Here is a 24821-nt window from a genome sequence, read left to right as displayed (position 1 = left end):
TTTGCTTATCATGTAATAAGGACTTTATTTTTATTTTTGGCGTTTTTGCTTTTATTTGGCGCTTGTTATGTAGTAAGTGCTTGCTGTGGCCACAGATTAATACATATAAATATCTCCTCAGGTATTAATTAATAACTGGAGGTATTGTTATGAGACGACTTATAATTGCGCTTTTGGTTACATTCATGGTAACCGCACCGGTGTTCGCGGTCTCAGGGTTCTCTGTGACACTCGGGGAGGCAACAGACAGCAACCCATCATACCGGAACGCGGTGATGGACTACTTCAAGTCAAAGACCGATAAGGATATCAATAGCGCAAATATAAAGATTGTAACAGCATCTGAGGTAAATGAGGTTTCTAAAGGAGTTACAGGTCGTGTATATTCGCCATCACAGATACTTTCCTGTGCCATGGTTGACCTCTCATACTCAGAGGGAATCAAGGTTTCTGTGGATACCAGTAAAATAAGGGTCGTGACCCCTGAGATGTATGCCAGTGCCCTAAGGTCATCTGGTATTGACCGCGGCTACGTGGTTGTAACATCCCCGGTACCTGCCTCAGGGGAGGCAGCCCTTGCAGGTGTCCTGAAGTCATATGAGGTTGCTGTGGGTGAAAAAATACCTGAAGAGGCCAAGAAGGCATCTGTTGAGGAGATCTACCTCCAGAGCAGGCTTGTGAATGAAACCAACGCAACCGGTGATGAGGTGGCACAGCTCTTTGATGAGGTCAAGAACAGAACACAGGATCAGAACCTTCAGAACCCTGATGAGATAAAGAACATTGTCGTTGATGTTTCACAGCAGATGAATATCAACCTAACAGAAAATCAAGTTCAGCAGGTTGCAGATTCGGTTTCAGCATCCCAGAGGGTTCAGGGAAACCTCACGGAATTTAAACAAAGGCTTGAAAGTGTGAGTCAGCAGTTTGGAGGATCAGGGATCCTTGATCAGATCTATGCATTTCTCCAGAGCATCTATGACTACATTGTGGGGATGACGTCCCCATAAACTCTTTTTTGTTCATGCTCACTGATCAAGGGGATGGCATCATTTCAGTTACTTTCTCTGTCCATGGCCTGGTGATCCATCAATTCAGATGGCCGCATCGGAGAATGATATATATTGTAGGTTAATACAATATCCATATCATGTTTATAGCTCAGAATAACCTTCAGTTCATACTTGAAGTTGCAGTGATAATCCACGTTGGCATAATACTCCTCTTCAATGTGGTTGCAGTGCCTCTGAGTCTTGTGATGTTCCTTGGAACGGTAATAACGGTTATACTGGCTCTAATATTCTCATTTGACGCCGCCTTTCTCCTCCTTCCATTCCTCTCACACCACGAGTTCACACACCCCTTTGGCCCATTTGCGGTTCTATTCTGGGTTACAATGGTGGCATCATCAAATCTCCTCACAGAGGCAGGTATAAGGTCTACATCGGTTAAGAAACTCTCCCTGCTCCTCTTCTTCATAATAGCAATTGCAGGGGGACTCATGCACCGCTCCTTCCTGGTTTTATGGCTCCTCGGATGGGCTTTCGGGTACTTGCTCATGTCAAAGAGTTTCAGGAGAAGCACAAGGATAACCAAAAAATCGGTTCTATCATTTGTTCTTGCAGGTGCAGGAGCATTTGCACTGATGGAGTTCCTATCGAAGGTTCTCCATAAAAGTGTTCTAAGCCCCATGCTCAGGATCACAAGGCTTGAGGAGAACACCATCCCAAGCCTTTCGCTGGTACTTAAGAATACCACATTCTGGGGGCATGTCCAGGGGTCATGTTACTGGAAATCAGCCTGCCTTGGTGGCGCCGATGGTTACATCACTCTTCCAGTTACCATGATACAGAACCTTGGCCTCCCCTACCACATATTCTATGGTGTTCTGGTTGTAAAGAAGGACTACATAGACTACATGCTGCCAGGTATATTTGCGGTGGCCTTTGATGCAGGGTTCTTTGGTCTGCTCTTCCTCCTAGGATGGGTCATGATAGTCACCTTCTCTGGCCTCAGGGTTCTTAAAAAATACCAGGAGCAGAGGCTCAATGGGAGCAGAATGTACCTGGGAAGGGAGGCCCTTCTCATAGGTTCACTCGCAGCGTTTCTCTCACAGAGCCTGGTGGGCCTTTTCATATTCAACAGGTCCTTTAACTCATCGGCCCTGCTCACCTATATAATAATATCCGCCCTGGTAATGGCACATACCGTCACTGTGAAGAGGACCATTCAGTGATCTTTGCGATGACATGGTCCCCCTATCATTCAACTCCCATGAGGCTGTGAAGAGGATCATTCAGTGGTGTTTGCGATGACATGGTCCCCCTATCATTCAACTCCCATGAGGCTGTGAAGAGGATCATTCAGTGGTGTTTGCGATGACATGGTCCCCCTATCATTCAACTCCCATGAGGCTGTGAAGAGGATCATTCAGTGGTGTTTGCTGATTTCCACTCTGAGAAGACTGCTGGGGCATGCCTCAATACATGCCGGAATCAGAACGTCAGCATCAAGGCACAGGACGCACTTGTCTGCCACCAGATCTTCAAATATTATGCATCCTTCAGGACAGGCCTCAAGGCAGAGCCTGCAGCCAACACACCTTTCAGGGTCAATGACAGGAATCTTATTTATTATCTTAAAGGCGCCAACCCTGCAGGCCCTTAAACAGGGGGCGTCGCTGCACTGTCTGCAGAACACAGGTTTTTCTGCGTACTTCATTTTTTTCTTGCCATGAACCTGCTGGCAGGCCCTGACACAGAGGCCACAGCCTGAGCACATCAGCTCATTTTTAATTACTATTCCGCCCATGGGATTCACCTGATGATTGTGGGCTCCTTTACCGGCTCACGTGGTTTCCAGTTCTTTTTCCTCAGTATCTCCAGTATATCATCTTTATGCTTGTAGGGGATCTCCCTCTCATTCCTTACGAAGAGGTCAATATCTGCGGGTAGATCGCCGTAATATTTCAGGTGGAGGTCAACGTAGTTGCTTAGCTTCACCATTCGCCCTCGGGGTGTGTCGTTGGGTCTTATGCACATCTTTGAAGCCATTACAAGGCATTCGTTGATACTCTCCGCCGCGTAGGTGAGGTGGGGTGGGGCCGGTTCAGATGGGACCATGCTGTCATCAGATTTATCCCTTATCACCCTTGGGCTGGATTCACCCAGGTAAAGCCTGCGATACTTTGATGCGTGGGGTCCCAGGACGACGGGTATTCCCCACCTGTTTGCACCTGTGACTATTGCAAATGCCTTCTGTGACATGGCACCCCATCCTATCACACAGACACCTATCCTGTTGAGTATGTAATCTGCTATTTCAACGGTGTTTCCCTTCATGGGCACCCTTGCGAATATATTGGCTATCTTTATGGCGCTTCCAATTGCATGGGAGTTCCCGACACATGGGCCGAGGTTGAGAAGTCCTCCCCTATCGAAGTCTCCAGGGTATTTTTCATAGAGTGTTTTGCCCTCATCATCATGTGTGAGGGCTATATCCATGGCTGCACATCCTGCTGCAAGGACTATATAGCCCCTCTTAAGAAACTCCTCAGCGATTATCTGCACATCCCTTTCACCTGAGGGGTAGTTGGAGCATCCTGCAAGTGATATGACGCCGGGTATATCACCGAACACTATCGGGGCACCCACCCTCCTTATCTCTATATCCTGGACCGGCCCCCTGCCTGCCCTTATGAGGAATCTTTCAGGGGTTTCTCCACGTGATTCTCTTATGATATCCAGGATTGGCACTCCCACCGGGCATACCTCCATGCACCGGCCGCAGCCACTGCAGCTTTCATAGAGGGTCCCTATGGCGCGGAGGTCACCGTTCTTTGCATCATCTATTGCCTCCATGATGGGCAGCATTGCCGGACAGACACGGTTGCATTCTCCACAGAGTTCACAGTATCCCAGCACAGAATTCAGGTCAAGATCTTCCTGTTTTTCGGGTTTCCTGGATGGCGTGCAGTTTGAATCACAGGGTGAGCACCTCACACAGTTCACCCTGAAACGGTCTGATGTTTCGGGGTCCCTGCCACGGGTAAGCTGAAGTGCAAGGTTCACAGCGACCATGGCAACCTTTTTTTCATCCTTTATAAGAACCCCTGGTATTTTTTCCTGCAGTATCCGGTTTATTATCCTGTAGGGGTTCTCCTCACTCATATCCTCAAGGCCCATACTGCACTTGTCACTTGTTGCGATCACAACCATCCCCATTTCACCGCACACCTCATATACATCTGACCGTATGCACTGTTCATCCAGTACAACCACATCTGGGATACCTGATCTGAGGAAGGTGAGCTGCCTTGATATGGGCCCAACTATCTTTGATGATTTTGAGTACCTTCCCATCTCCATGGCTGTGCAGCAGAGGCCACAGATCTCGATTTCCTCCTCAGCACCGATATCCTCTGCGTAGTCTATTATCTCAGCTGAGGGCGCTATGTTGTGTCCTATGCAGAGTATGACAGGTTTTGTGCTGTCTATAACGTCCATTCCAATTTCCAGCATGTGTGTATCTGCTTTGCCTGTGGGGAGTCCATACTGGTTTATCTGTGCTATCTCGGCCAGTTCAAGCGCCATGGTATCTAACATACCAGCATGGAGGGCCTTTGACTCGAAATCGGTTACTTCAGTCTCCTGCCCGGTATGAACTGAGGCCATGAGATTTGTGAGCTCCCGTTCTATGTATGTCATTATCCTGTCGAGGTCCTCTGGTGTTTCAGGTTCCACACCGGTTACTGTGGTGGATATTGGTGTCTTTATGTCTATTGAACTATCATAATGGAGTTCTGATGTGGGCTTTTTCTCGATAAGGGTGTCCACAAGGTGCCTTGCATGGGCTGCATGGGCCGATGCACCTATAACTGCAGTTGATAGGGCCTCCCTTGCCTGCTGTTTCTCGAGGTTTATACCGCAGGCACCCTTCTTACCCAGAAGGTCACATTTGCCGTAGGTGCACATGCAGCATAGGTCACAGAGGGGCGCATAGAATGGCTTGAAATGGGATAGGAGATTGAGGTCCCATTTTCTAAGCTCATCGTAGTCCACAGATACCCTCTTGCCATAGTATGACTTTCTTTTGAGGTACTCGTCAATTTCACCGAATTCAAGGTGAAATCCCTTAACATTTATTATATCCTTTGATGCTCTGGGCATGCTGTCACCATATGCCATCAACTATAAATATCATTATTAATCATTATAATTGTAAAGGAAGTATTTAAATGTTGTGAAAGCATGACCGCATGGAATCCAGCTCTAACATCAATAAGGAATGCGACCGTCATGCCCCCTGAAATGGTTGCATCGGCCATAAAAAAGTCTGAAAGACCACTCATGGTGGTGGGGTCACTGGTAAATGACCTTCCCCATGATATACTGGACAGGATAGTTAAAATAATAAAAAAAGGGAAAATGGATGTTGCCCTAACCGGAGGATCAGGTCTCAGGCTAAATGAACTGAGAAGGAAAAACATAATAGGGGTAATCGAACTTGTAAACAACCTCAAAAATCCTGACTGGGAGGGCTTCGATGGAAATGGCAACTATGACCTTGTATGCTTCATAGGTGTCCCATATTACATAGGTTCACAGGGCCTTTCAACCCTCAAGGCCTTTGCACCCCACCTTAAAACAGTGACCCTCTGCAGGTACATGCATCCAAATGCAGACATGTCATACCCCAGCATGAAGTACACTGAATGGCTCAGATGGCTCGATGAACTCATAGATGCCCTGGAGCAGTAGCTCATGGAAATTAAATAGATGGGGTGTTCTGATATTGAAGCCTTGTCATGAAAAATTAAACATTCTTTCAGAGGGCCTTTGATATTTCAACAGCCTTCTCAGCGGCCCTCTCAAGGGAAGTCTCAAAGGGGATCCCTGCATCTGTGAGGATCCTCTGTCCCTCCTCCTCATTGGTTCCTGTGAGCCTTATTACAAGGGGCACATCCCTCTCGGCATCCTTCAGGGCATTCACAACACCCCTTGCAACATCGTCAGCCCTTGTTATACCGCCAAGCACATTCAGGAACACCACTTTCACATCAGGGTGGGATATTACCAGGTTTATGGCCCTCCTTATGATGTCCTCTGAGGCACCACCACCTATATCAAGGAAGGTGGCGGGTTCACCCCCCTTCAGTTTTATGAGGTCCATGGCGGTGAGGGTAAGGCCAGCACCATTCCCTATTACTGCAATATCACCCTCAAGTTTAACAAAGGCAAACTCCTCTGGTTCATACTCATCCAGTTCCATGAATTCACGGTGACGGTAGATGGAGTCATCATCCACCTCAAGCTTTGCATCTGCTGCAATAACATCATCACCTGAAAGTACAAGAGGGTTTATCTCGGCAAGCCTCGCATCGTACTTCCTGAAGAGATGGTAGAGCTTCCATATCACAGCCCCCACCTTTGGTATGAGTTCACTTTCAAGACCCATCTTCCTTGCGATCTCCCTTGCCTCGTAGGGGAGGAACTCGTCAAGGGGGTTTACATGGTATCGCACTATCTTCTCGGGGGATTCTGCTGCAAGCTCCTCAATATCAACCCCGCCCTCACTGCTTGCCATTATAAGGGGCATCCTGGCTGCCCTATCAATAACGACGCTCACATAGAACTCCCTGTCGATGGGTATCTTCCTTTCAACCAGGACAGATTTAACCTCCTCGCCCTTAACCCGGGATGCGAGGAGATCAGAAGCAACATCAGCCGCAGTTTCTGGTGTTGCAAATTTTATACCACCCGCCTTTCCCCGGCCACCGGTTAGGACCTGTGCCTTGATGGCAACCTCTGAGTCAATATTCTCAGCGACCTCAGATACCTCCTGGGGGGTCCTGGCAACGGATCCCTCTGGGACGGGTATGCCCTCACTCCTGAAGAGTTCCTTGGCGCTGTACTCGTAAAACTTCATTTCTGTCCCTCCATGATGAGTTCACGACCTGCCTGGAATGCCATGATGTTCTTCTCCTCAGTGCCGGGAGGCACACTGTTCTTTATGGCCTCCTCAGCGGCCCTTACACTTACAACTCCAGTGGCCTCTGTGAGGGCCCCTATCATCACCATATTGGCCACGATGGTTATACCGACCTTTTCCTCGGCTGTCCTAGTGGCAGGTGCACGGAAGTAACTGATGTTCCTCTCATCCACGAAGTCCTGGATTTCATTCTCGATGACCATGTCAGGGTCTGCGATGAGGGTCCCGCCGGCTTTGAGATCATCCATGTAGGTCAGAAGTGCCTGGTGTGACATTGCAACGAGTATGTCAGGGCTCTGGACCTTGGGGTAGTCTATCTCCTCGTCACTTATAACAACCTCTGCCCTTGAGGCACCACCCCTTGCCTCTGGTCCATAGGACTGGGTCTGTACAGCGTAAAGGCCATCATATAAACTTGCAGCTTTACCCAGAACTATTCCTGCAAGTATAACACCCTGACCACCGAATCCAGCAATTCTGATTTCCTTCCTCACTTCAATCATCTCTGTAGGCTGATTTGATTATATCAATTTTTCCGGATTTTTCTTCAACCATCTCATAGATCCTGTCACATAGTTCAGGGCGTGGGGCATTGGTAAATTCACCGATGATGAGTTTTCCATTGACCTCTTCGGGATCCATTTTGAGGGCTTTCCGCCGGTTGATGCTGTTTTCCTTCATGAATTTCATCATCTCAACCGGGGAACGCATCCTGTTCTTTCTTCCGAAGTAGGTTGGGCACTGTGAAACAGCCTCTATGAATGAGAAACCCCTGTTCTTGAGTCCCTTCTTTATGGAGTTTGCAAGTTGCAGCGGGTGGGCAGCTGTCCACCTTGCAACGTAACTTGCACCTGCGGCCCTGACGAGTTCAGAGAGATCAAATGGGTCCTCAAGTGCACCGTATGGGGCTGTGGTACCGAAACTCCCCTCCGGGGATGTGGGGCTTATCTGCCCCCCGGTCATTCCGTATATGCTGTTGTTTATGCAGATCACTGTGAGGTCAATATTCTTTCTTGCCCCATGTATGAGATGGTTTCCGCCGATGGCTGCGGCGTCACCATCCCCTGTGAACACCACAACATTCAGGGAGGGGTTGGCAAGTTTGAGTCCGGTTGCGAAGGCTATGGGCCGACCATGGGTTGTGTGGAGCGAGTCGCATTTAACATAACCAGGGATCCTTGATGAGCAGCCTATACCTGAAACCATTGCAATGCTGTCAAAGTCAACTCCAGCCATTTCCATGCCCTTAAAGAAAGTGTTGAGCACTATCCCGTTACCGCAGCCTGCACAGAATATGTGGGGGAGCCTGTCCCTTCTGAGGTACTTGAGGTATGGGTTTTCCTTTACATTCATCTGGACACTCCTTCATTTCATCATTATAATGGTGGGCTTGTTTCTTACATTCATCTGCGCACCCTTCATTTCATCCCCATAATTTTGTTTAGGATCTCATCGGGGCGGTGGATCTCACCACCAATTTTTGGAAGCAGTTCCACCCCGGCCATGCCTGAGGCAACTCTCTGAACCTCATAGAACATCTGCCCGAGGTTCATTTCAACAACCAGAAGCTTCCTTGATGACTCAGCGGCTTTCTGGATTTCAGTCTCAGGGAACGGCCATGGCGTGTTTATCTTGATGTAACCTGCCCTCACACCCTCGGACCTGGCCATCTTAACTGCGGTTGCAACTGAACGTGAGGGGGCGCCGTATGAGATGACTGTTATATCCGCATCGTCTGTCCAAACCTCCTCAACATCCACTATTTTATCTCTGTGATTCAGTATCTTGTCACAGAGTCTCTTCACGAGTTTTTCGTGGCCCTCAGGGTTTGAAGCATCAGGGTACCCCCTCTCATCATGTGTGAGTCCCGTCACAGGTACTCTGTACCCATCCCCAAAGGCCGGCATCTCAGGGATGAAGTCTCCATTGGGTTTGAATGGGATGAACTCACTTGGGGGACTTGTGGGTGACTTTCTCTTTCTGATCTCCACCTTGTCGGGTATGGTTATCTTCTCCCTCATATGGCCCACTATTTCGTCGCTGAGGACCACCACAGGCACCCTGTATTCCTCTGCAAGGTTGAATGCCCTAACAGTGAAATCGAAGCACTCCTGCACAGAGGATGGTGAGAGGGCTATTATTTCATAGTCCCCATGCGAACCCCACCTTGCCTGCATCATATCGCTCTGGGATGCCATTGTTGGCTGTCCGGTTGAAGGTGAACCCCTCTGGACATCCACAATCACAAGGGGGGTTTCTGTCATGGCAGCGTATCCCACATGTTCCTGCATGAGGGAAAAGCCCGGCCCTGAGGTGGCGGTCATTCCCTTAACACCCCCCCACACAGCACCTATAACTGCCCCGAGGGCACCTATCTCATCCTCCATCTGAACAAAGACTCCACCTTCCCTTGGAAGGAGAACAGCCATTTCTTCAGCTATCTCTGTTGATGGTGTGATGGGATAACCTGCAAAGAACCTGCAGCCGGCACTTATGGCACCACGGGCGCAGGCATCGTTTCCCTGAATAAAGTACTCCTCAGTCATCGTCATACACCACTATCGCCTGATCAGGACACATTAGCATGCATAGCTTGCATCCCGTACATTTATCCAGATTTTTAGGGATGGGTTCATGCACTCCCTTCCTGTTGAGTTCCTCTGACCTTACATAAACCCCTTCCGGGCAGAACTCCCTGCATATGTCACATCCCTTACAGAGATCTGAATCTATCTTTATCATGGTAATCTTCCATCAATGTTCTTATCATAGCTTTGCTTTCAGAATTTAAATAATTAATCAAGATAGATTTTTTGGTCCATCAGTGCGGACCCTGAAGTTTCACTATCAATCCTTTATATACATGAGGGATACCTCATGCAGCTGGATGCAGATTCGCAGCCATTACAACATCAATCCTTTATATACATGAGGGGATACCTCAGTTCATCGAGGTACTCGAGGCAGATCGTTATCCTTGATGAACCATATTCAACGTCTAACCTCACCCTTAGCATCTCACCGGTGAGGGAGACATAACCAAATTCTCCAGTAGCCTCCCTTACCATGCCTCTGTCTATATGGACCTCTGCATCCCTGATTGCCGGCTGGAGCTTTATTGATTCGGCAATTGCACCCTCAAGGACTTCAACGGTTTCAAGGTTAACAGGGGTTCCAACGAACTGGTGGAAGAGGGCACCCATACTTATGCCGCCCTCAAATATGGCCCTTTCCCTGTCTGACAGATTTGAAAAGTATTCTTCTCCCGGTTCTCTCATTTTAAACACCTTAAGCTTCACTAAAGTCCAAATATGCTGTTGAATTCAATGAGTTTCTCTGATATGAACTCTGGGGGGATCGGGAAGATGTAACCCAGCAGCAGGAAGAGTGTGAGGCTGATTACCGCTGCAAGGAGAAGTCTCCTATCTTCATAAACAGGATAGAGTCTGGTGATCAGAAGACCAACCCCAAGGAATCCGAGTATTATGAGTAGCGCATAGTACCTCTTGGGGTTCTCAACCTTGAGGTTTCGCTGGTAGGGCTTTATGCCTTCAAGTTTACACTCAACTATCAGCCTCTCCCTTGTTGATCCAAGGGGGTGGCATGTGATGAGAAATAGCCTCGCCCCCTGATTCACTGAGATCTGGTAGGATGCTGGCACGATGAATGATCGATTAACCCGGTAAGTCGCAAGGCCAACACCCGGCCAGTTAAGGTTGACCTCGTCCCCCGGCTTCAATTTATCAAGGTTCAGGAAGGGTGAGCCGTAGAGTGTCCTGTGTCCGAAGAGTATGACGGTTCTGTTACCAGGGAGATAGGACATGGGTTCATGGTAGACCCCATAGAAAACGGATCGGTTGTTGATGGTCTCCTGCAGGTTAATGGAGGGTATCTCAATGACCGGAGCCCTGATGTCAGGGTTCTGAACAATTACCTGTGAGGAGTAGAAACTCACCTCAAGAAGGGCGTATAGTGACACTATAAACATGCCTGCAATTATCAGAAAAGTTGCCAGCCTCATGAATGTCCCCATAAAAAATTAAGGTGGGATGATTAACGTATGATCCTTGTGTAGGCAACTGCGGCTGCAGTCACAAGCACACCTATCACCAGTGGACCGTAGGGGGCACCTGTCTTAGCACCTGGAACAGATGATGAACCGGTTGTCCCCTGAAGGCTGCTTGGTGGGTAATAACCTCCACCACTGGTTGAACCGTTACCTCCGCTTACCTTAGCGGGCCATTCGTAGGTGTATACGAACCTCTGTGAAGTCTCTGGGTCCATTGTGACATCCCATGCAGCAACCTGTGTGCTTACAAAGAGGTCATCATCCACAAATGCCTTGGGTGAACTGTACACTAGTTTTGAGTTTGCAGGGGCAATGGGGGCCCTCACGATACCTGAAACCTTCTCTTCATCGATGTTGATCAGAGTGAAGCCAAAGGTCCCCTTCCAGTATCTGAGATCCAGTGATGGGTTTAGGACCTCTATCTCATTGGGCATGAACCATGAGGACATGAGGCCCGGCTCATTTATAAGTGGCCAGTAATTGCTGTCATCTGACTCAACATTAACGATGTAACTGGGTATTTCACCCATATCCCCCGTGGCCCTGAGGCCAAATGACACGGTTTTTGTCTCCCCAGGTTTCACCTTCCAGCCGTAGTCACCCCCCAGTTCAGGCGTCCTTGACTTGACCATTTTAACCGCCGCTGGATCCGTCCACTGGATGAGCCATTTAATTGTACTGTTCTCTGAAAGACTTCCCTGGTATACCTGCCCTATCTTGAAGTACTGGACGTTGTTGTCATTGTTCTTTATTTTTACGGTTATAACAGCGGTCAGATCCTTCAACCTGAAACTGGTTGCAGATGGTTTTTCAGAAACCCATGTCTCCTTGGCAGCTGATCCTGTATCAGAGACTCTCAGAATGGAAAGCATGAAAACAGCAGCTATAACAACATACACCCATTTTTTCATAAACATCCCCACCTAGAATATTAAATAAAAATTTAATAAATTTTTCGGCTTAGTCAGCCGTATATGCTCTGAAGCTCCCTGATCATCCAGTCAGGGGCGTTCTGTGTTGGCACAGTCAGAACGATGCTGTTCATGTTCTGTATCAGGAAGAGGACATCCTCCCTTGGGACCTCGAGTATTATGAGGTAGTTGGCGTCAAGCTCTCCCAGATTTGATGACCTCTCATAGTTGGACAGCCTTATACCGTAGTTCTGGAGTATGGCATTGATCTCGGCTTCATTCAGACCACCTGAGGCAGCCGCCCGCAGGAGCTGCTCCACATCTGTTGATGATGTTCTTTCATTTTCGCTCTGTGAGGTTATTGTGTTTAGTGTTAACCGCTGAGTGTTTAGTATGCGCGCGTCCACTGTACCGCTGTCCTTGGATCTGAGAATTGCAAGTACAGTAGCCCCGCTTATTCTTGGTGTTGATGCTGCAGCTGATGTATTGTTGCCGGTGGCGTTCTGGTTGAGGTAGACGTCGACCATGTTACCCACACTTATAAGGCCGCCTGCAGCCTGCAGTCTCGTGATCATTATTGGCACAGCAACGGTATCAGGGGTCTGGATCTGCGTATTTGCAAGCACGGTCGCATCGGCCTGGCTCACAAATTTCTTTGCATCAGCAACCTTCATTATCACACGCTTCTGCTGGCCGTTATCTGTGTAATTAACCATTACCCTGCCGACACGGTCCTTCTTTATATTTATTTGCTGGTTCTGATAGGTACGCCATGACTGTGTTGCGGGACCCACAACATCAACCGCCAGGGCCTCCTCTGGTGTAACAGCGGCATCTATCTGTGCAAGTATGGCCTGCTTCTGGGGGTCGGTTGCAAGGGGACCCTTGAAGAGTGCGTCCACCTCAGCGATCTTTGTGGCCTTGGCGTTCTGCAGCACCTCCTGGTATGGCTGGTAGACCAGGAAGTAGTAGCCTGCACCAGCAAGGACCATGAGAATAACACCAAACACAAGGGCACCAACGAGGGTTTTCTGGTCCTCGTCTGGAATTTTTCGACCTATACCTCCTGATGGGCCTCCAGGTCGTTTGGGTGGTGGTGTAAGTCTGGGTTTAGGCTGTTCACCACCCCTGAGAGGTTTTTCAGGGGGTTTTCTGGCCTTTGGCTCTTCAGGGGTTTTCAGCCGGGGCCTGGGTTTTGGCATGGGTCTGGGTTTTTTCTTATCCGAGCCCTCACCGCCACCGAATTTACCCACAAGTCCCTTGAGTTTGTCTCCAATTTTCGAGTCACCTTTTCTGTTGTTTTTCCGGAGATCAGGAGGATTATTCTTATTCCCCTTTTCATTACCTTTAATCTTATCAAGCATTCAGATCACGTCTCATTGGTGTTATAGGCACTGCAATGTATGCCACAGTGGCCATAAAAAGTATGATTGCTGTGGGAACAGTGAGAATTCCAGTTATGCCTGTTACAATTGCTGCTGTTATGAGTATGAAAGCAATAGAGGCCATTTTACCCCCCACACGAGGGTATTCAATGCTACTGACCATGAGGATACCGACAGCGAGCAGCATTGCCCCCACAACCTTCTCACTGTAGAATCCTGTGAGATAAAATGATGATACAACAACCGCCACCACGGGTATTGGAAGTCCCGTGAAGTTCTTCCCACCCCCTGTGAGAACATTGAACCTTGAGAGTCTCAGTATGCCACATATTACTATTAAGAGACCTACTAATATATTAATATATCGAAAATCAGCACTTGTTAGGTAGATAAGGATGGCTGGGGCAACACCAAATGAGATTACATCTGAAAGGGAGTCCATGTTTTTGCCAAATCCATGAATATCAACTCTACCGGTTCGGCGTGCAACCCACCCATCAAGCGAATCGAAAATGACAGCCAGAAGCATCAGAATAGATGCGGCACTAAAATCCCCTTGAATGGACATTAAAATGGAAAAATAGCCTGAAGAGGCATTTAAAATCGATAAAACATCAGGTAATGATATGAAGGATGTTATTTTTTTGTCATTCATCAGCGCCACCTGCAGAGTTGTATATGGTTGTGTCTGACTAATTAATTTTTGCGGTCTGATTTAGGCTTTACGAACCTTGCTACCACGGTCTCACCGGCAACAGACCTTGAACCGGTCTTCACAAGCACCTCACAGTTTTCTGGCAGTATGAGGTCTACCCTTGAGCCGAACCTTATCATACCTATACGGCTCCCCCGCTCAACATAGTCTCCCTCATTGACGTACTGAACGATCCTCCTTGCAATGAACCCTGCTATCTGCACCACCCCAACATTGCCATGCTCTGTTTCTATCACGATAAGGTTCCTTTCATTTTCGGTGAGGACACGTGAACGTGCAACCCTGAATTTACCGTCAGTATGCTCTGTGTATATCACCCTTCCCGAAACAGGGGCCCGGTTCACATGAACATCAAATGGTGACATGAAGGTGCTTATGAGAATAGCCTCACCACCATTGGGGAATATCCTGTCAATGAGGGGATAATCGGACCCTACCCTTTTTATACGGTCTATCTTGCCGGATAAACGCCTACCATCTGCGGGGGCAACGATGATGTTATCTTCAGAGGGAATATTTCTTTCAGGGTCCCTGAAGAACTGCATCATGAATGCTATGAGGCTGAACATGAGTATACTGACCGCGTGGTAGCCCAGGAGAAATGGAATGGTGGCCACACTTATGAGGAAACTGGCTCTTTTTGCAACGCCCTTCACAAACACACAATTCACCTATTATGTTGTAGAGGCACATGAAGACCCTTTTGCAGAGTAACACTCTGTTTTACATTCATCAGTAACTGTAATGAACCTCACAGGGGCTGTGGTATTTCAGGAAATCAGCACCTCACTGGATGTTGAATAATATTAGTGAAACATATATATAGTCATGTGCTGAAGATTAAATGTAATCTGTGATTGATATGCAGGTGTTTCCTCTGGAGCAGAGGAACTTTCTTTTAAGTTCCTTTTAGAGTAGATGTGATGGTGATGATAGAGAGTAAGATAAAGGTTCTCAGAAAGGCAGCACATGTTTCAACAGCCCAGAGTTCAGACAGGCTGTGGTGTGTGATTGCAGGTAATGAGGAAATGGTCAACTCTGTGGCCTACGAGGCAATCACCTCAAGGGATCTTGTAAAGATACTCTTCAGGGAACACGTTACCATCAAGGATTCCTTTTTAAGAAAACGCTTTGATTTAATAATGCTTTATGGCGAAAGCAATAAGATAAGGGATCTTTCACTTATCTGCAAGGAAAAGGGAGGGGCCTATATAAAGATAGCCCCATATTACGTTGAGAACGAACCCAACCTTGTGCTTCTTGTCGCCCCTGAGAACTATATGAAAAAGTTTGCAGGGGAGGCTGAAAGGAATAAAATAGGTTTTTCCTTCATCCTTGAGGACAGAACGAGCGGGTTTATAGAGACAGACGTCTACCTTACAGAGAGGCTTCCGGGATTTATAAGAAATATAATCGACCCCCTCTTCAAGGTTACAGACGTTGTCCTGGTGACACTGCTTATATCTGTTCATGAATCCGGGGATGTTGAGAGGATAAATGAGATAGCATCCCGCAACAACATATTTGCAGTTGACTTTAGAGATATATTTGAGGAGGAGTAGTATGTTTTCATTTGGAAAGAAAAGATCTGAAGAGAAACCGGAAAGGAAGAGTGCAATCACCAATACACTCGGAATAGACCTGGGTACCCTCAACACCGTGGTTGCCAAACCAGCAGGGGATAAATTTGATATCTATAAGATTCCCTCTGTGGTTGCCGTCAAGAAGGAGGACCCATCATATGTCCTTGCAGTGGGTGAAGAGGCAAAGATGATGCTTGGAAGAACCCCTGAGGACATAATCGCTGTGAGACCGCTGAGGAAGGGTGTTATTGAGAGCGTTGCACAGGCAGAGGCCCTCCTTGTATATGCAATGGAGATGGGGGCAGGAGATTCTGAGTCCATTGACAGGATAGTTATAGGTATACCAGGGGACGCCTCAGAGGTTGAAAGAAACGCCGTTGAGGAGATAGGAAGAAAGGCCGGGGCAAATTATGTTCTGGTTATAAGTGAGGGCCTTGCAGCCGCCATAGGGGCCGGTCTGCCAATAGCAGAGGCATCAGGGACCATGGTTGTTGACATAGGGGCCGGTTCCAGTGACATTGTTGTGATATCCCTTGGAGGCATAACCGACATTGAGACAATCCGGGTCGGCGGGGATGATATTGACACCAACCTTGTTGAACTGGTGAAGGAGAAGTACAATGTTGAGATAGGCATCCATGAGGCAGAGAAGGCAAAGATAGAGGTTGGTATGGTCAAGTGTAATGAGGATCTTGAAAACCTCAAAACAGTGGTTATAGGCAAATGCATGGAGACAAACAAACCTAAAAAGGTTGAAATTGACTCTGAAATGGTTGCAGAGGCTGCTGAGCCTGTTGTAAAGGGTATAGTGGATTCCATAGCAGCGGTACTTGAAAGGCTCTCACCTGAACTCATCTCAGGGGTCTACAACAAGACTGTTGTTGTGGGTGGAACCTCACAGCTCAGGGGCCTCAGGGAGAGGATCCTGGACGAGGTTGGCATTCCTGCCGAGATATCAGATGACCCCATGACAGTGGTTGCCAAGGGAGCCGCGATAGTTGCTGCAGAACCAAGGGCACTTGAACCTGAGGTAAGGCTCAAGGCAATGAAATAATAATTATTTTTTCTGATCTGATGAAGGTTCTTGGAATTGATGAGGCGGGAAGGGGTCCCGTAATAGGCCCCCTTGTCGTGGCCGGTGTCATGGTCCCTGAGAGGAAGTTCTCGATACTCCGGAAAATGGGTATAAAGGACTCAAAGAAGCTCACACCCGAAAGGAGAAAATTTCTCGCCCGGAAGATAAGAAGGATTTCAAGGGTGTTCACGGTTAAGATATCCGCATCGGATATTGACAGGATGCGTGAGAAGGGCTTCAACCTAAATGAGATAGAGAAGATAGCAATAAAGAGGATAATAGCCGAGGCACAGCCGGACTCTGTCATCATAGATTCTGTGGATGTTAAACCAGAGAGGCTGGCTGAGGAGATAAGGTCCCACTTCGGGGACATCGAGGTGAAGGCCGAGCACGGTGCAGATGCAAAGTATTACCCCGTTGCAGCGGCCTCAATAATCGCCAAGGTTGAAAGGGACCTTGAAATAGAGAGGATACAGAAGCTGAACAGAAAACTGGGGGACATGGGTTCCGGTTATCCCAGCGACCCACGCACCAGGGCTTTCCTGGAATCATTCAGCTACGATGAACTCCCGGACTTCGTGAGGAAGTCATGGGCCACGGTCCAGAAGAGGAGGAAAAACTGATTTAATCATTAATACAGCCAGACCACTATTTTTAAATATATCCTCTCCGGTAAATACCCATCAGGTGAGGCAGAAAAATGTTTCTCGAACCAGTCTTCAACTTCTTTGGCACAGTACTTGAAATGTTCCGCAGCGGCGGTGTAATAACATACATAATAGCAATCACAGGTGTCTATGGTTTTATCACGTCCATTGAGAAGATACACTACCTAAGAAAGATTTCACGTGTTAGCACACCCCAGATAATAGGTAAAGTCAATGAATCCATGGAGAAGGGCGGAGCACTTGAGGCACTCAGGGAAATAGGGCAGTACCAGAATCCAGTATCAAAGATAATATCAGAGGCCCTCAAGATAGGCTACAGGAACCGTTCAGAGGTTGAGGATGCGATGGAGCGCGTTTTCATTGTTGAGATGAGCAACATGACAAAGGGTCTTGGGACGCTAAGAACAATAATAGAGGTCGCCCCAATGCTGGGTCTTATAGGGACCGTCATAGGAATATGGTACACATTCAGGGCCCTTGGTGTTAACGCTGATCCTGCTGCAATGGCTGAGGGAATCTATGTTGCACTTATAACCACAATACTTGGACTGGCAGTTGCCATAATCCTCATGCCCCTCTACTCCTACATAACAGGCAGGATAGACGATGAGATAGACAAGATTGAACTCATAAAGAAGATGACAAACTGGGGGTACGCCATAATGAGGATAAGGGTTGATGGAGACGTTGATGATGTGGTCGGGGCCCTCATGGAATCGGATGGTGTTGTCAGCGTGAGGACGGTTGATGACCCTGAGGCAAACCTTGTGGTGGCATTCAAGCCCAGCATGCTTGAGAAGAGCATAAACAACATAATACTCGAAAGGTGCGGTAAGAGCGCCGAGATCATTGAAAGTAAGCTGCGGCAGTGATAAAATGGTCCTGGATACTGAGAGGTACAGGAACAAGGTCCATGGAAGGCCAAGGTTCAACATGGTTCCCTTCATCGATATACTCTTCACAATACTGATTTTCCTTGTGGTAACAACCACCTTTTCAGGGGGAGCAGGTGAGGCACAAGGAAAGCCCCAGATAAGTGAAAACACAGGGCCATCAGAGTACTACCTCATACCTGTCGCAGGCCTGAGGCGGGTAACGGTTAATGGCATTGACATGTCCAGCCACATAAAGAACAGTGCAGTGGCCGTCCACACCAGGGTCATAGATGAGGGTGAAATAATAATAAGGCCCAGGGAGGGGGCAATAATCATAACAGCACCACCAGACCTTCCGGTCGATAAGGCGGTTAAAACACCATCATAATTTTGCAGGTGATATGATGTATCTTGGAAGAATACTGGCAGTTGGAAGAAACAGCAGCGGATCCTTCGTGGCATACCGGGTCTCAAGCAGATCCTTCCCAAACAGGACTGCAAGGCTCCTTGACGAAAGGGTTGCGATTGTACCAGTTGAGGGCTGTGAGGGTGACGTATTCAAAAACCCCTACATAGCATACAACTGCATAAGGATAGTTGATGGGACTGCGGTTGTATCCAACGGTTCCCATACAGATACCATTGCAGATAAGATATCCCTCGGGATGAACCTGAAGGACGCCCTGGGATTCTCGCTCCTTACAATGGACTATGAGAAGGATGAACTCAACACCCCAAGAATCGCGGCGGCAATCAATGACTCGGATGCATTCATAGGAATAGTTACAGAGGATGGGATAAACGTCAGAAGGGTCCCTGAAGGCGTTTCAATGTACATATCAACATATGAGCAGACAGAACCAGCAGAAACCACCTTTGAAGCCGGAAATGCGGAGGAGGCGGCAGAGTTCATACTTGGCGGCGGAGATTTCGCGGCATTCACACACCCTGTTACCTCGGCAGCGGCATTCAACAGAGGAGATGGCTGGAAGCTGGCTACAGGAGAAAAATGAATTCCGGTGCTTAAATGCAGATAACCCTAACTGGAGTGGAGGGTCTACCACTTGTCTCAGAGGGTGATGACATAGCAGCCCTCATAGTGGACGCCCTGAAATCCTCGGACATGGAACTCCTTGATGGTGACATAGTAGTAATCGCTGAAACACTGGTGGCAAAGGCAGAGGGCAACACCATTGACCTCAGGAGAATTGAGCCATCCAGGGCGGCACTTGAAATAGCATCAAGGACAGGTAAGGACCCCAGACTCGTTGAGGCAATCCTTAAGGAGTCCAGAGAGATAATAAAGGTTGGTCATGACTTCATAGTATCTGAAACCCGGCACGGCTTTGTATGCGCCAATGCGGGTATTGACGAGTCAAATGTTGAGGATGGACTGGCAACCCCACTCCCCGAGGACCCAGACGGAAGCGCCAGGAGGATACTTGAGGCTCTTCAGGAACTCACAGGGAGGGAAATGGCCGTCATAATCTCCGATACACAGGGAAGGCCCTTCAGGGAGGGGGCTGTCGGTGTTGCAGTTGGAGTCGCTGGCATTTCACCGCTGTGGGACAGGAAGGGTGAACTGGACCTTTATGGCAGGAGCCTCCAGACAACCAGGGTGGCGGTTGCAGATGAACTGGCAGCCGCAGCATCCCTTGTGATGGGACAGGCAGATGAGGGCGTACCCGCCGTCATAATAAGGGGTTACCCATGGGGGCACCTCCGCGCCACTGGCAGCGCAATGGAACTTTTAAGGCCCCGGGAACTTGATGTCTTCAGGGATTAGGTGGTTCAATGATAACAGTCCTCTCTGGGGGTACAGGCACACCGAAACTCCTGCAGGGCATTGTGAGGGTTGTGGACCCCTCTGAGGTTACGGTGATAGTTAACACCGTTGAGAACGACTATTTCTCGGGAGTCTACGTCGCACCTGACATCGACACAGTTATCTACACCCTGGCAGGGATAATAAACGAGGATACCTGGTATGGGGTCCGGGGCGACACGTTCATAACCCATGAGAGGCTCCATGAACTTGGATGCCCGGAGCTCCTGAGGATAGGCGACCTTGACCGGGCATTCAAGATACAGAAAACCCTCCTTTTAAGGGACATGCCACTCCACAGGGTGGTGGAAAACCAGTGCAGGGCACTTGGTGTGAAATCAAGGGTTATCCCCATGAGCAACCAGGAATCCGATATCAGGATAATTACAGATGAGGGCGAGATGGGGTTCCACGAGTTCCTTGTGGAGAGGAGGTCAGAGCCTGAGGTCCTGGATGTTCAGTTCAGCAGGGTTAAACCGGCACCAGGGGTTTTAGAGGCGATTGAATCTGCCGAAAGGGTCATAGTGGGACCATCCAATCCTGTGACATCCATAGGACCCATCCTCAGAACAGAGGGTGTGAGGGATGCCCTCAGGGATTCATGGGTAGCTGGAATATCCCCATTTCTCGGTAGTAGACCATTCAGTGGGCCCGCCGGGAAATTCATGGGAGCTAAAGGCTATGAGGCCTCAAGTCTCGGCCTTGCAGAGATGTACAGTGATTTTCTTGACATGCTGGTGATTGATGAGGCCGACTCAAACCTCAAGACGGAAATAGAAAAACTAATAAAAGAGGTAACGATAACAAAGACCATCATGGAAAACATAGGGGATAAAATAATGTTGGCCAGAATACTTTTGGGTGAAATATTATGATACAGATGACCTTAATTCAGATAGACAATTATGGGCCATGGACAGTCACACCAGCCCCACGTAATGAGGCTGATCTTCAGATACTCCAGGCAGAACTTTACGCTGACCTTCAGCGCCAGTTTGCTGCCCGCCAGGGACTTGTTTTCTTCACAAGATTCGATAACATGCTCGCCATCACCAATGGTATAGGAGTGGAGGACCACAGAAGGATACAGAGGTCCATAGGTAACCGTTACCCCATAACCGTGAGCATGGGTGTTGGGGCCGCTGAGACACCATATGATGCCCAGAGAAACGCTTCAAGGGCTCTTCAGAGTCATGGAGGAGCCCAGTCAGAGGACAGGAAGGAGGTCCTTGCAATAGATGGTCTTGTGGAAGAGGGCCATGTGCAGATTGCACATATTGATATAAATGGCATCACAGAGACCATGACCGACATTGTGCCGGCCTATGACACATCATTCATTGTTAACCGGGTCCAGCACTTCCTGATGAAGAAACTCATAAAGGAGGGCGCCCTTCTATTCTTCATAGGGGGGGATAATTTCATGTCCCCCTGCAACGGCCTTGAACCTCAGGGCCTGCTTCGCATACTCAATGAGATAGATGACGAGATAAACGTTGCACTCAAGGCAGGTATCGGGAAGGCACCAACAGCGGAGAAGGCCGCTAACCTGGCAGACCTGGCCCTTGAGGAGATAAGGGGCGGCTTCACATATGACCTGGTCCATGTGATGAAGGAATAGCTGGATGAGGTCCTGCATTATCAAGATTTTCTAACCAAAAACCCATGGTTGCTGATAGCATAATTGTCCTGGCCCCAATGGCAGGTATAACCGATGCAGAATTCTGCATGAAACTTATCCCCTATGGTTTCGATGCTGTTACACTGGGCGGCTACAATGCAGATGAGGAAACATCCAGGGCTGGAAGGCTAATAGCCCGGAGGGGCAGACCTGAATTTGATTTTGACTCTTCTGAACTTAAATCCATAGTAGAATCTGAGGCATCAAGGATAAAGGACAGTTTTGAGGTGCTGGTCTCGGTGAACCTCAGGGCCCTTGACCCTGAACCCATCATAGAGATATCATCCATTGAGGAAGTGGATATTGTTGAGATAAATGCACACTGCAGACAGCCGGAGATAACCTCTCTGGGTGCCGGACAGGCGATGCTGCATGACCCTGAATTCCTGGAGGACCTCACATCTGAGGTTGTGAAGGGAGCCAATGCAGAGGTCTCTGTCAAGATACGGGGAAACGTACCTGGAGTTGATACGGCTGACATTGCAGGAATGCTTGATGACCTTGGGGCAGGCTACATTCACCTGGACGCAATGAAACCAGGTGAAAATAGGGCCGACCTTGAACTCGTGGGTGAAGTTTCACAGAGCTTAAGGAATGCGGTCCTAATAGGTAACAATTCAGTGAGAGACCCTGAATCCGCCGCTTCAATGCTTGCTGCAGGTGCAGATGCAGTATCAATTGCAAGAGCTGCAATGCAGGGCAGGATAGACTTCAATCTCAGGGAAATCAGATTTAATCTGGACTAAAAATTTAGAAAATTTTAATAGTCCCTTTATCAAAAGAATAATACAGATTCATCTTTCACTGGTAACGTTAATTTTAGCAACTGAGGGTGAGCACATGTCTTTCATAAAGCTGGAAAATGTCACAAAGAAGTTTAAGGGTGTCGAGGTTCTAAAAAACATCAGCATTGAAATCGATGAGGGCAAGGTCCTGGGGATACTGGGAAGAAGTGGGGCAGGAAAATCTGTTCTCATAAACATGCTGAGGGGTATGAAGGAATACAGGCCCGACAGCGGTCGTGTCATCTACAATGTGGCAATCTGCCCTGAATGCCTCAGAGTTGAACCCCCATCCTTTGAGGGTAAGGTATGTGGATGCGGCTCAAAATTTTCAGTCCGGGAGGTGGACTTCTGGAACTGTGACAAGAAGACCTTCGCCGCCGTCAGGAGAAGAATAGCCATAATGCTCCAGAGGACATTCGCCCTCTATGAGGATGACACGGTAATCGATAACGTCATAAAGTCAATGCCGGATCTTGAATATGAAACGGCCCTCTACCATGCCCTTGACCTCCTTGAAATGGTTCAGATGAGCCACAGGATAACCCACATTGCAAGGGACCTCAGTGGGGGTGAAAAGCAGAGGGTTGTCCTTGCAAGGCAGCTGGCCAAGGAGCCCATGGTTTTTCTGGCTGATGAGCCAACCGGTACCCTTGACCCCCAGACAGCGGAGCTCATACACGACGCACTCCTTGAAGGTGTCAAGGATAAGGGAATAACCATGATCATAACCTCCCACTGGCCCGAGGTCATGAGGGACCTCTCTGATTATGCCATATGGATCGAGAAGGGTGAGATAATTGAGGAGGGAGACCCTGATGACGTGGTTGCCAGTTTCATGGAACAGGTGCCCGCACCTGAGAAGGTTAAGGAATTTGAAAGGGAAACCCCCATCATAAAGATGGTTGATGTTAAGAAGCACTACTACTCCATTGACAGGGGTGTTGTAAAGGCGGTTGACGGTGTTGACCTCACAGTCTATGAGGGGGAAATCTTTGGTGTCGTGGGACTCAGCGGGGCCGGTAAGACGACGCTCTCGAGGATAATAATCGGAATAACCGAGCCAAGCAGCGGGAAGGTCTGTGTGAGACTGGGTGATGAATGGATAGACATGACCGAGAAGGGGCCCCTGGGCCGTGGCCGTGTGACACCCTACCTTGGGATACTCCACCAGGAGTACAGCCTATACCCCCACAGGGATGTGCTGGGTAACCTCACAGAGGCAATCAGCCTTGAGCTCCCGGCGGAGTTTGCCAGGATGAAGGCAATCTATGTCCTCAAGGCCGTGGGCTTTGATGAGGAGTACGCAGAGAACCTCCTTGATAAGTACCCTGACGAGCTCTCAGGTGGTGAGAGACACAGGGTCGCCCTTGCCCAGGTCCTCATCAGGGAGCCAAGGATAATAATACTTGATGAGCCCACAGGTACCATGGACCCCATAACCAGGGTGCAGGTTACAGATTCAATACTTAAGGCCAGAGAGGAACTGAATCAGACCTTCCTGATAATTTCACATGACATGGACTTCGTCCTTGATGTCTGTGACAGGGCATCCCTCATGAGGGGAGGCAGAATCCTCAAGACGGGTGAACCCGAGTCAATCGTCGGGGACCTCACACCCGATGAGAAGAGGGGGATGCTCAGAGAATAACCCCTTTATTATCTGCAAACCACAATTTATTTATCAAAAAAGCTGTTAAAGGCATTAAGTGGTGTTATTTCAGCCACCATGTAATGAATCATTATTAACAGAATAAACATAATTAATAAAGGAGGACTGTATTTGGTATGGAGCGACGCACCATCCCATGTCTGCAGGGGTGGTGATAAAAGGGCGCTTACATTCTGCTGCCCACCGGTGAAGCCCTGCCCAATAATGATAGCACTCGAAGAGGCGGGACTGACACCACAGGATTACATTGAAATCAAGGAGTCATTCGCAAGAAATACAAGGCTCGGCGAGGGCCAGGGGACATGCTTCGGTTCACTCGTCTGGTGCTGCAAGCCCTCAAAGCCCTGTCCACTCAGGGACATGGCAATGAAGAGGATCAACATGACAACCGAGGAGTACATGGAACTCAAAAAGAGGCTCTCAGAGGAACTTGTGGGCACCTCTGAACCTGACACCGACAGCGTGAAGGCCCTGGCAGACGCCTTTGATGTATCCCTTGAGGAGGCCAGGGAGGCCCTTGCCGAGGCAGACAATGACCTCAGAACAGCAATGAAGATACTCAGAATGAAATCCCTCTGACGGATGGTAAA

28 protein-coding genes are annotated in these 24821 nt (G+C 48.5%); 15 read left to right on the top strand and 13 right to left on the bottom strand.

Annotation, left to right across the window (positions count from 1 at the left end):
• Positions 1-149: 149 nt before the first annotated feature.
• Entirely contained in the window at positions 150-1010 is an 861-nt protein-coding gene (locus tag OXN82_RS06045) for a DUF1002 domain-containing protein (RefSeq protein WP_147671557.1), read from the top strand.
• 140 nt (positions 1011-1150) lie between these two features.
• A complete protein-coding gene (locus OXN82_RS06040) occupies positions 1151-2236 on the top strand; it encodes a hypothetical protein (protein ID WP_147671559.1) in 1086 nt (361 codons plus the stop codon).
• Between the two features lie 194 nt (positions 2237-2430).
• Here the strand turns inward: OXN82_RS06040 and OXN82_RS06035 are convergent, their stop codons facing one another.
• Together OXN82_RS06035 and cdhA are read right to left on the bottom strand one after the other, a co-directional pair.
• Entirely contained in the window at positions 2431-2811 is a 381-nt protein-coding gene (locus OXN82_RS06035; RefSeq protein WP_147671561.1) for a 4Fe-4S dicluster domain-containing protein, read from the bottom strand.
• Positions 2812-2816: 5 nt separating this feature from the next.
• Entirely contained in the window at positions 2817-5168 is a 2352-nt protein-coding gene (gene cdhA, locus OXN82_RS06030; protein WP_321211025.1) for a CO dehydrogenase/acetyl-CoA synthase complex subunit alpha, read from the bottom strand.
• An 81-nt stretch (positions 5169-5249) separates the two neighbouring features.
• Between cdhA and cdhB the strand changes: the two genes are divergently transcribed.
• Positions 5250-5759 carry a CO dehydrogenase/acetyl-CoA synthase complex subunit epsilon gene (cdhB, locus tag OXN82_RS06025; protein ID WP_147671567.1) on the top strand — a complete coding sequence of 170 codons (510 nt, stop codon included), beginning with the start codon at positions 5250-5252 and terminating at the stop codon, positions 5757-5759.
• Between the two features lie 67 nt (positions 5760-5826).
• Here cdhB and sucC read toward each other — a convergent pair whose 3' ends face one another.
• The 11 genes from sucC to OXN82_RS05970 all read right to left on the bottom strand — a co-directional run bounded on the left by sucC (position 5827) and on the right by OXN82_RS05970 (position 14732).
• The gene (sucC, locus tag OXN82_RS06020; RefSeq protein WP_321211024.1) at positions 5827-6927 is read right to left on the bottom strand and encodes an ADP-forming succinate--CoA ligase subunit beta; all 1101 of its coding nucleotides are present in this window, start codon (positions 6925-6927) and stop codon (positions 5827-5829) included.
• Positions 6924-7484 carry a 2-oxoacid:ferredoxin oxidoreductase subunit gamma gene (locus OXN82_RS06015; protein WP_321212166.1) on the bottom strand — a complete coding sequence of 187 codons (561 nt, stop codon included), beginning with the start codon at positions 7482-7484 and terminating at the stop codon, positions 6924-6926. The genes sucC and OXN82_RS06015 overlap by 4 nt, the downstream gene beginning before the upstream one ends.
• A gap of 1 nt (position 7485) precedes the next feature.
• A complete protein-coding gene (korB, locus tag OXN82_RS06010; protein ID WP_321211023.1) occupies positions 7486-8343 on the bottom strand; it encodes a 2-oxoglutarate synthase subunit KorB in 858 nt (285 codons plus the stop codon).
• A gap of 65 nt (positions 8344-8408) precedes the next feature.
• On the bottom strand, positions 8409-9536 hold the full coding sequence (locus OXN82_RS06005; RefSeq protein WP_321211022.1) for a 2-oxoacid:acceptor oxidoreductase subunit alpha: 1128 nt from the start codon (positions 9534-9536) through the stop codon (positions 8409-8411).
• The gene (locus OXN82_RS06000; protein ID WP_147671569.1) at positions 9529-9732 is read right to left on the bottom strand and encodes a ferredoxin family protein; all 204 of its coding nucleotides are present in this window, start codon (positions 9730-9732) and stop codon (positions 9529-9531) included. The genes OXN82_RS06005 and OXN82_RS06000 overlap by 8 nt, the downstream gene beginning before the upstream one ends.
• Positions 9733-9902: 170 nt before the next feature.
• The gene (locus OXN82_RS05995; RefSeq protein ID WP_321211021.1) at positions 9903-10268 is read right to left on the bottom strand and encodes a dihydroneopterin aldolase family protein; all 366 of its coding nucleotides are present in this window, start codon (positions 10266-10268) and stop codon (positions 9903-9905) included.
• A 20-nt stretch (positions 10269-10288) separates the two neighbouring features.
• Positions 10289-11011, bottom strand: coding sequence for a sortase (locus OXN82_RS05990; protein ID WP_321211020.1), 723 nt, complete (start codon positions 11009-11011; stop codon positions 10289-10291).
• 32 nt (positions 11012-11043) lie between these two features.
• Complete coding sequence (locus OXN82_RS05985; protein ID WP_321211019.1) at positions 11044-11970, bottom strand: hypothetical protein; 927 nt, start codon at positions 11968-11970, stop codon at positions 11044-11046.
• Positions 11971-12023: 53 nt separating this feature from the next.
• On the bottom strand, positions 12024-13334 hold the full coding sequence (locus OXN82_RS05980; RefSeq protein WP_321211018.1) for a DUF515 domain-containing protein: 1311 nt from the start codon (positions 13332-13334) through the stop codon (positions 12024-12026).
• Positions 13327-14010 (bottom strand): archaetidylserine synthase, encoded by a 684-nt coding sequence (locus OXN82_RS05975; RefSeq protein ID WP_321211017.1) that lies wholly within the window; start codon positions 14008-14010, stop codon positions 13327-13329. The genes OXN82_RS05980 and OXN82_RS05975 overlap by 8 nt, the downstream gene beginning before the upstream one ends.
• Positions 14011-14051: 41 nt before the next feature.
• Positions 14052-14732 carry an archaetidylserine decarboxylase gene (locus OXN82_RS05970; protein WP_013296207.1) on the bottom strand — a complete coding sequence of 227 codons (681 nt, stop codon included), beginning with the start codon at positions 14730-14732 and terminating at the stop codon, positions 14052-14054.
• 267 nt (positions 14733-14999) lie between these two features.
• Here OXN82_RS05970 and OXN82_RS05965 point away from each other — a divergent pair, with 267 nt between their 5' ends.
• The 12 genes from OXN82_RS05965 (at position 15000) to OXN82_RS05910 (ending at position 24810) form a co-directional block, all read left to right on the top strand.
• Positions 15000-15632, top strand: a complete 633-nt coding sequence (locus tag OXN82_RS05965; protein WP_321211016.1) for a hypothetical protein — start codon at positions 15000-15002, stop codon at positions 15630-15632.
• A gap of 1 nt (position 15633) precedes the next feature.
• Complete coding sequence (locus tag OXN82_RS05960) at positions 15634-16707, top strand: rod shape-determining protein (RefSeq protein ID WP_321211015.1); 1074 nt, start codon at positions 15634-15636, stop codon at positions 16705-16707.
• Positions 16708-16727: 20 nt separating this feature from the next.
• A complete protein-coding gene (gene rnhB / locus OXN82_RS05955) occupies positions 16728-17351 on the top strand; it encodes a ribonuclease HII (protein WP_321211014.1) in 624 nt (207 codons plus the stop codon).
• A gap of 77 nt (positions 17352-17428) precedes the next feature.
• A complete protein-coding gene (locus tag OXN82_RS05950) occupies positions 17429-18268 on the top strand; it encodes a MotA/TolQ/ExbB proton channel family protein (protein ID WP_321211013.1) in 840 nt (279 codons plus the stop codon).
• 4 nt (positions 18269-18272) lie between these two features.
• Complete coding sequence (locus tag OXN82_RS05945; RefSeq protein ID WP_321211012.1) at positions 18273-18659, top strand: ExbD/TolR family protein; 387 nt, start codon at positions 18273-18275, stop codon at positions 18657-18659.
• Between the two features lie 16 nt (positions 18660-18675).
• Complete coding sequence (gene purO / locus OXN82_RS05940) at positions 18676-19284, top strand: IMP cyclohydrolase (RefSeq protein ID WP_147671583.1); 609 nt, start codon at positions 18676-18678, stop codon at positions 19282-19284.
• Positions 19285-19298: 14 nt separating this feature from the next.
• A complete protein-coding gene (locus OXN82_RS05935) occupies positions 19299-20057 on the top strand; it encodes a coenzyme F420-0:L-glutamate ligase (RefSeq protein ID WP_321211011.1) in 759 nt (252 codons plus the stop codon).
• Positions 20058-20065: 8 nt separating this feature from the next.
• Complete coding sequence (gene cofD, locus OXN82_RS05930; RefSeq protein WP_321211010.1) at positions 20066-20971, top strand: 2-phospho-L-lactate transferase; 906 nt, start codon at positions 20066-20068, stop codon at positions 20969-20971.
• Positions 20968-21717, top strand: coding sequence for a GTP cyclohydrolase III (locus tag OXN82_RS05925; RefSeq protein ID WP_321211009.1), 750 nt, complete (start codon positions 20968-20970; stop codon positions 21715-21717). Before cofD ends, OXN82_RS05925 begins: the two co-directional genes overlap by 4 nt.
• A 44-nt stretch (positions 21718-21761) precedes the next feature.
• On the top strand, positions 21762-22523 hold the full coding sequence (locus OXN82_RS05920) for an MJ0144 family RNA dihydrouridine synthase-like protein (RefSeq protein ID WP_321211008.1): 762 nt from the start codon (positions 21762-21764) through the stop codon (positions 22521-22523).
• Positions 22524-22617: 94 nt separating this feature from the next.
• Positions 22618-24210, top strand: coding sequence for a methyl coenzyme M reductase system, component A2 (gene atwA, locus OXN82_RS05915; protein WP_321211007.1), 1593 nt, complete (start codon positions 22618-22620; stop codon positions 24208-24210).
• 132 nt (positions 24211-24342) lie between these two features.
• Entirely contained in the window at positions 24343-24810 is a 468-nt protein-coding gene (locus OXN82_RS05910; protein WP_321211006.1) for a methanogenesis marker 9 domain-containing protein, read from the top strand.
• The last annotated feature ends 11 nt before the right edge of the window (positions 24811-24821 follow it).

It is taken from the genome of Methanothermobacter sp. DP, from assembly GCF_026692625.1.
Taxonomy (GTDB): domain Archaea; phylum Methanobacteriota; class Methanobacteria; order Methanobacteriales; family Methanothermobacteraceae; genus Methanothermobacter; species Methanothermobacter marburgensis.
The sequence above is the reverse complement of the archived record's forward strand: the minus strand, read 5'-3'. Positions and strand labels throughout refer to the sequence as shown.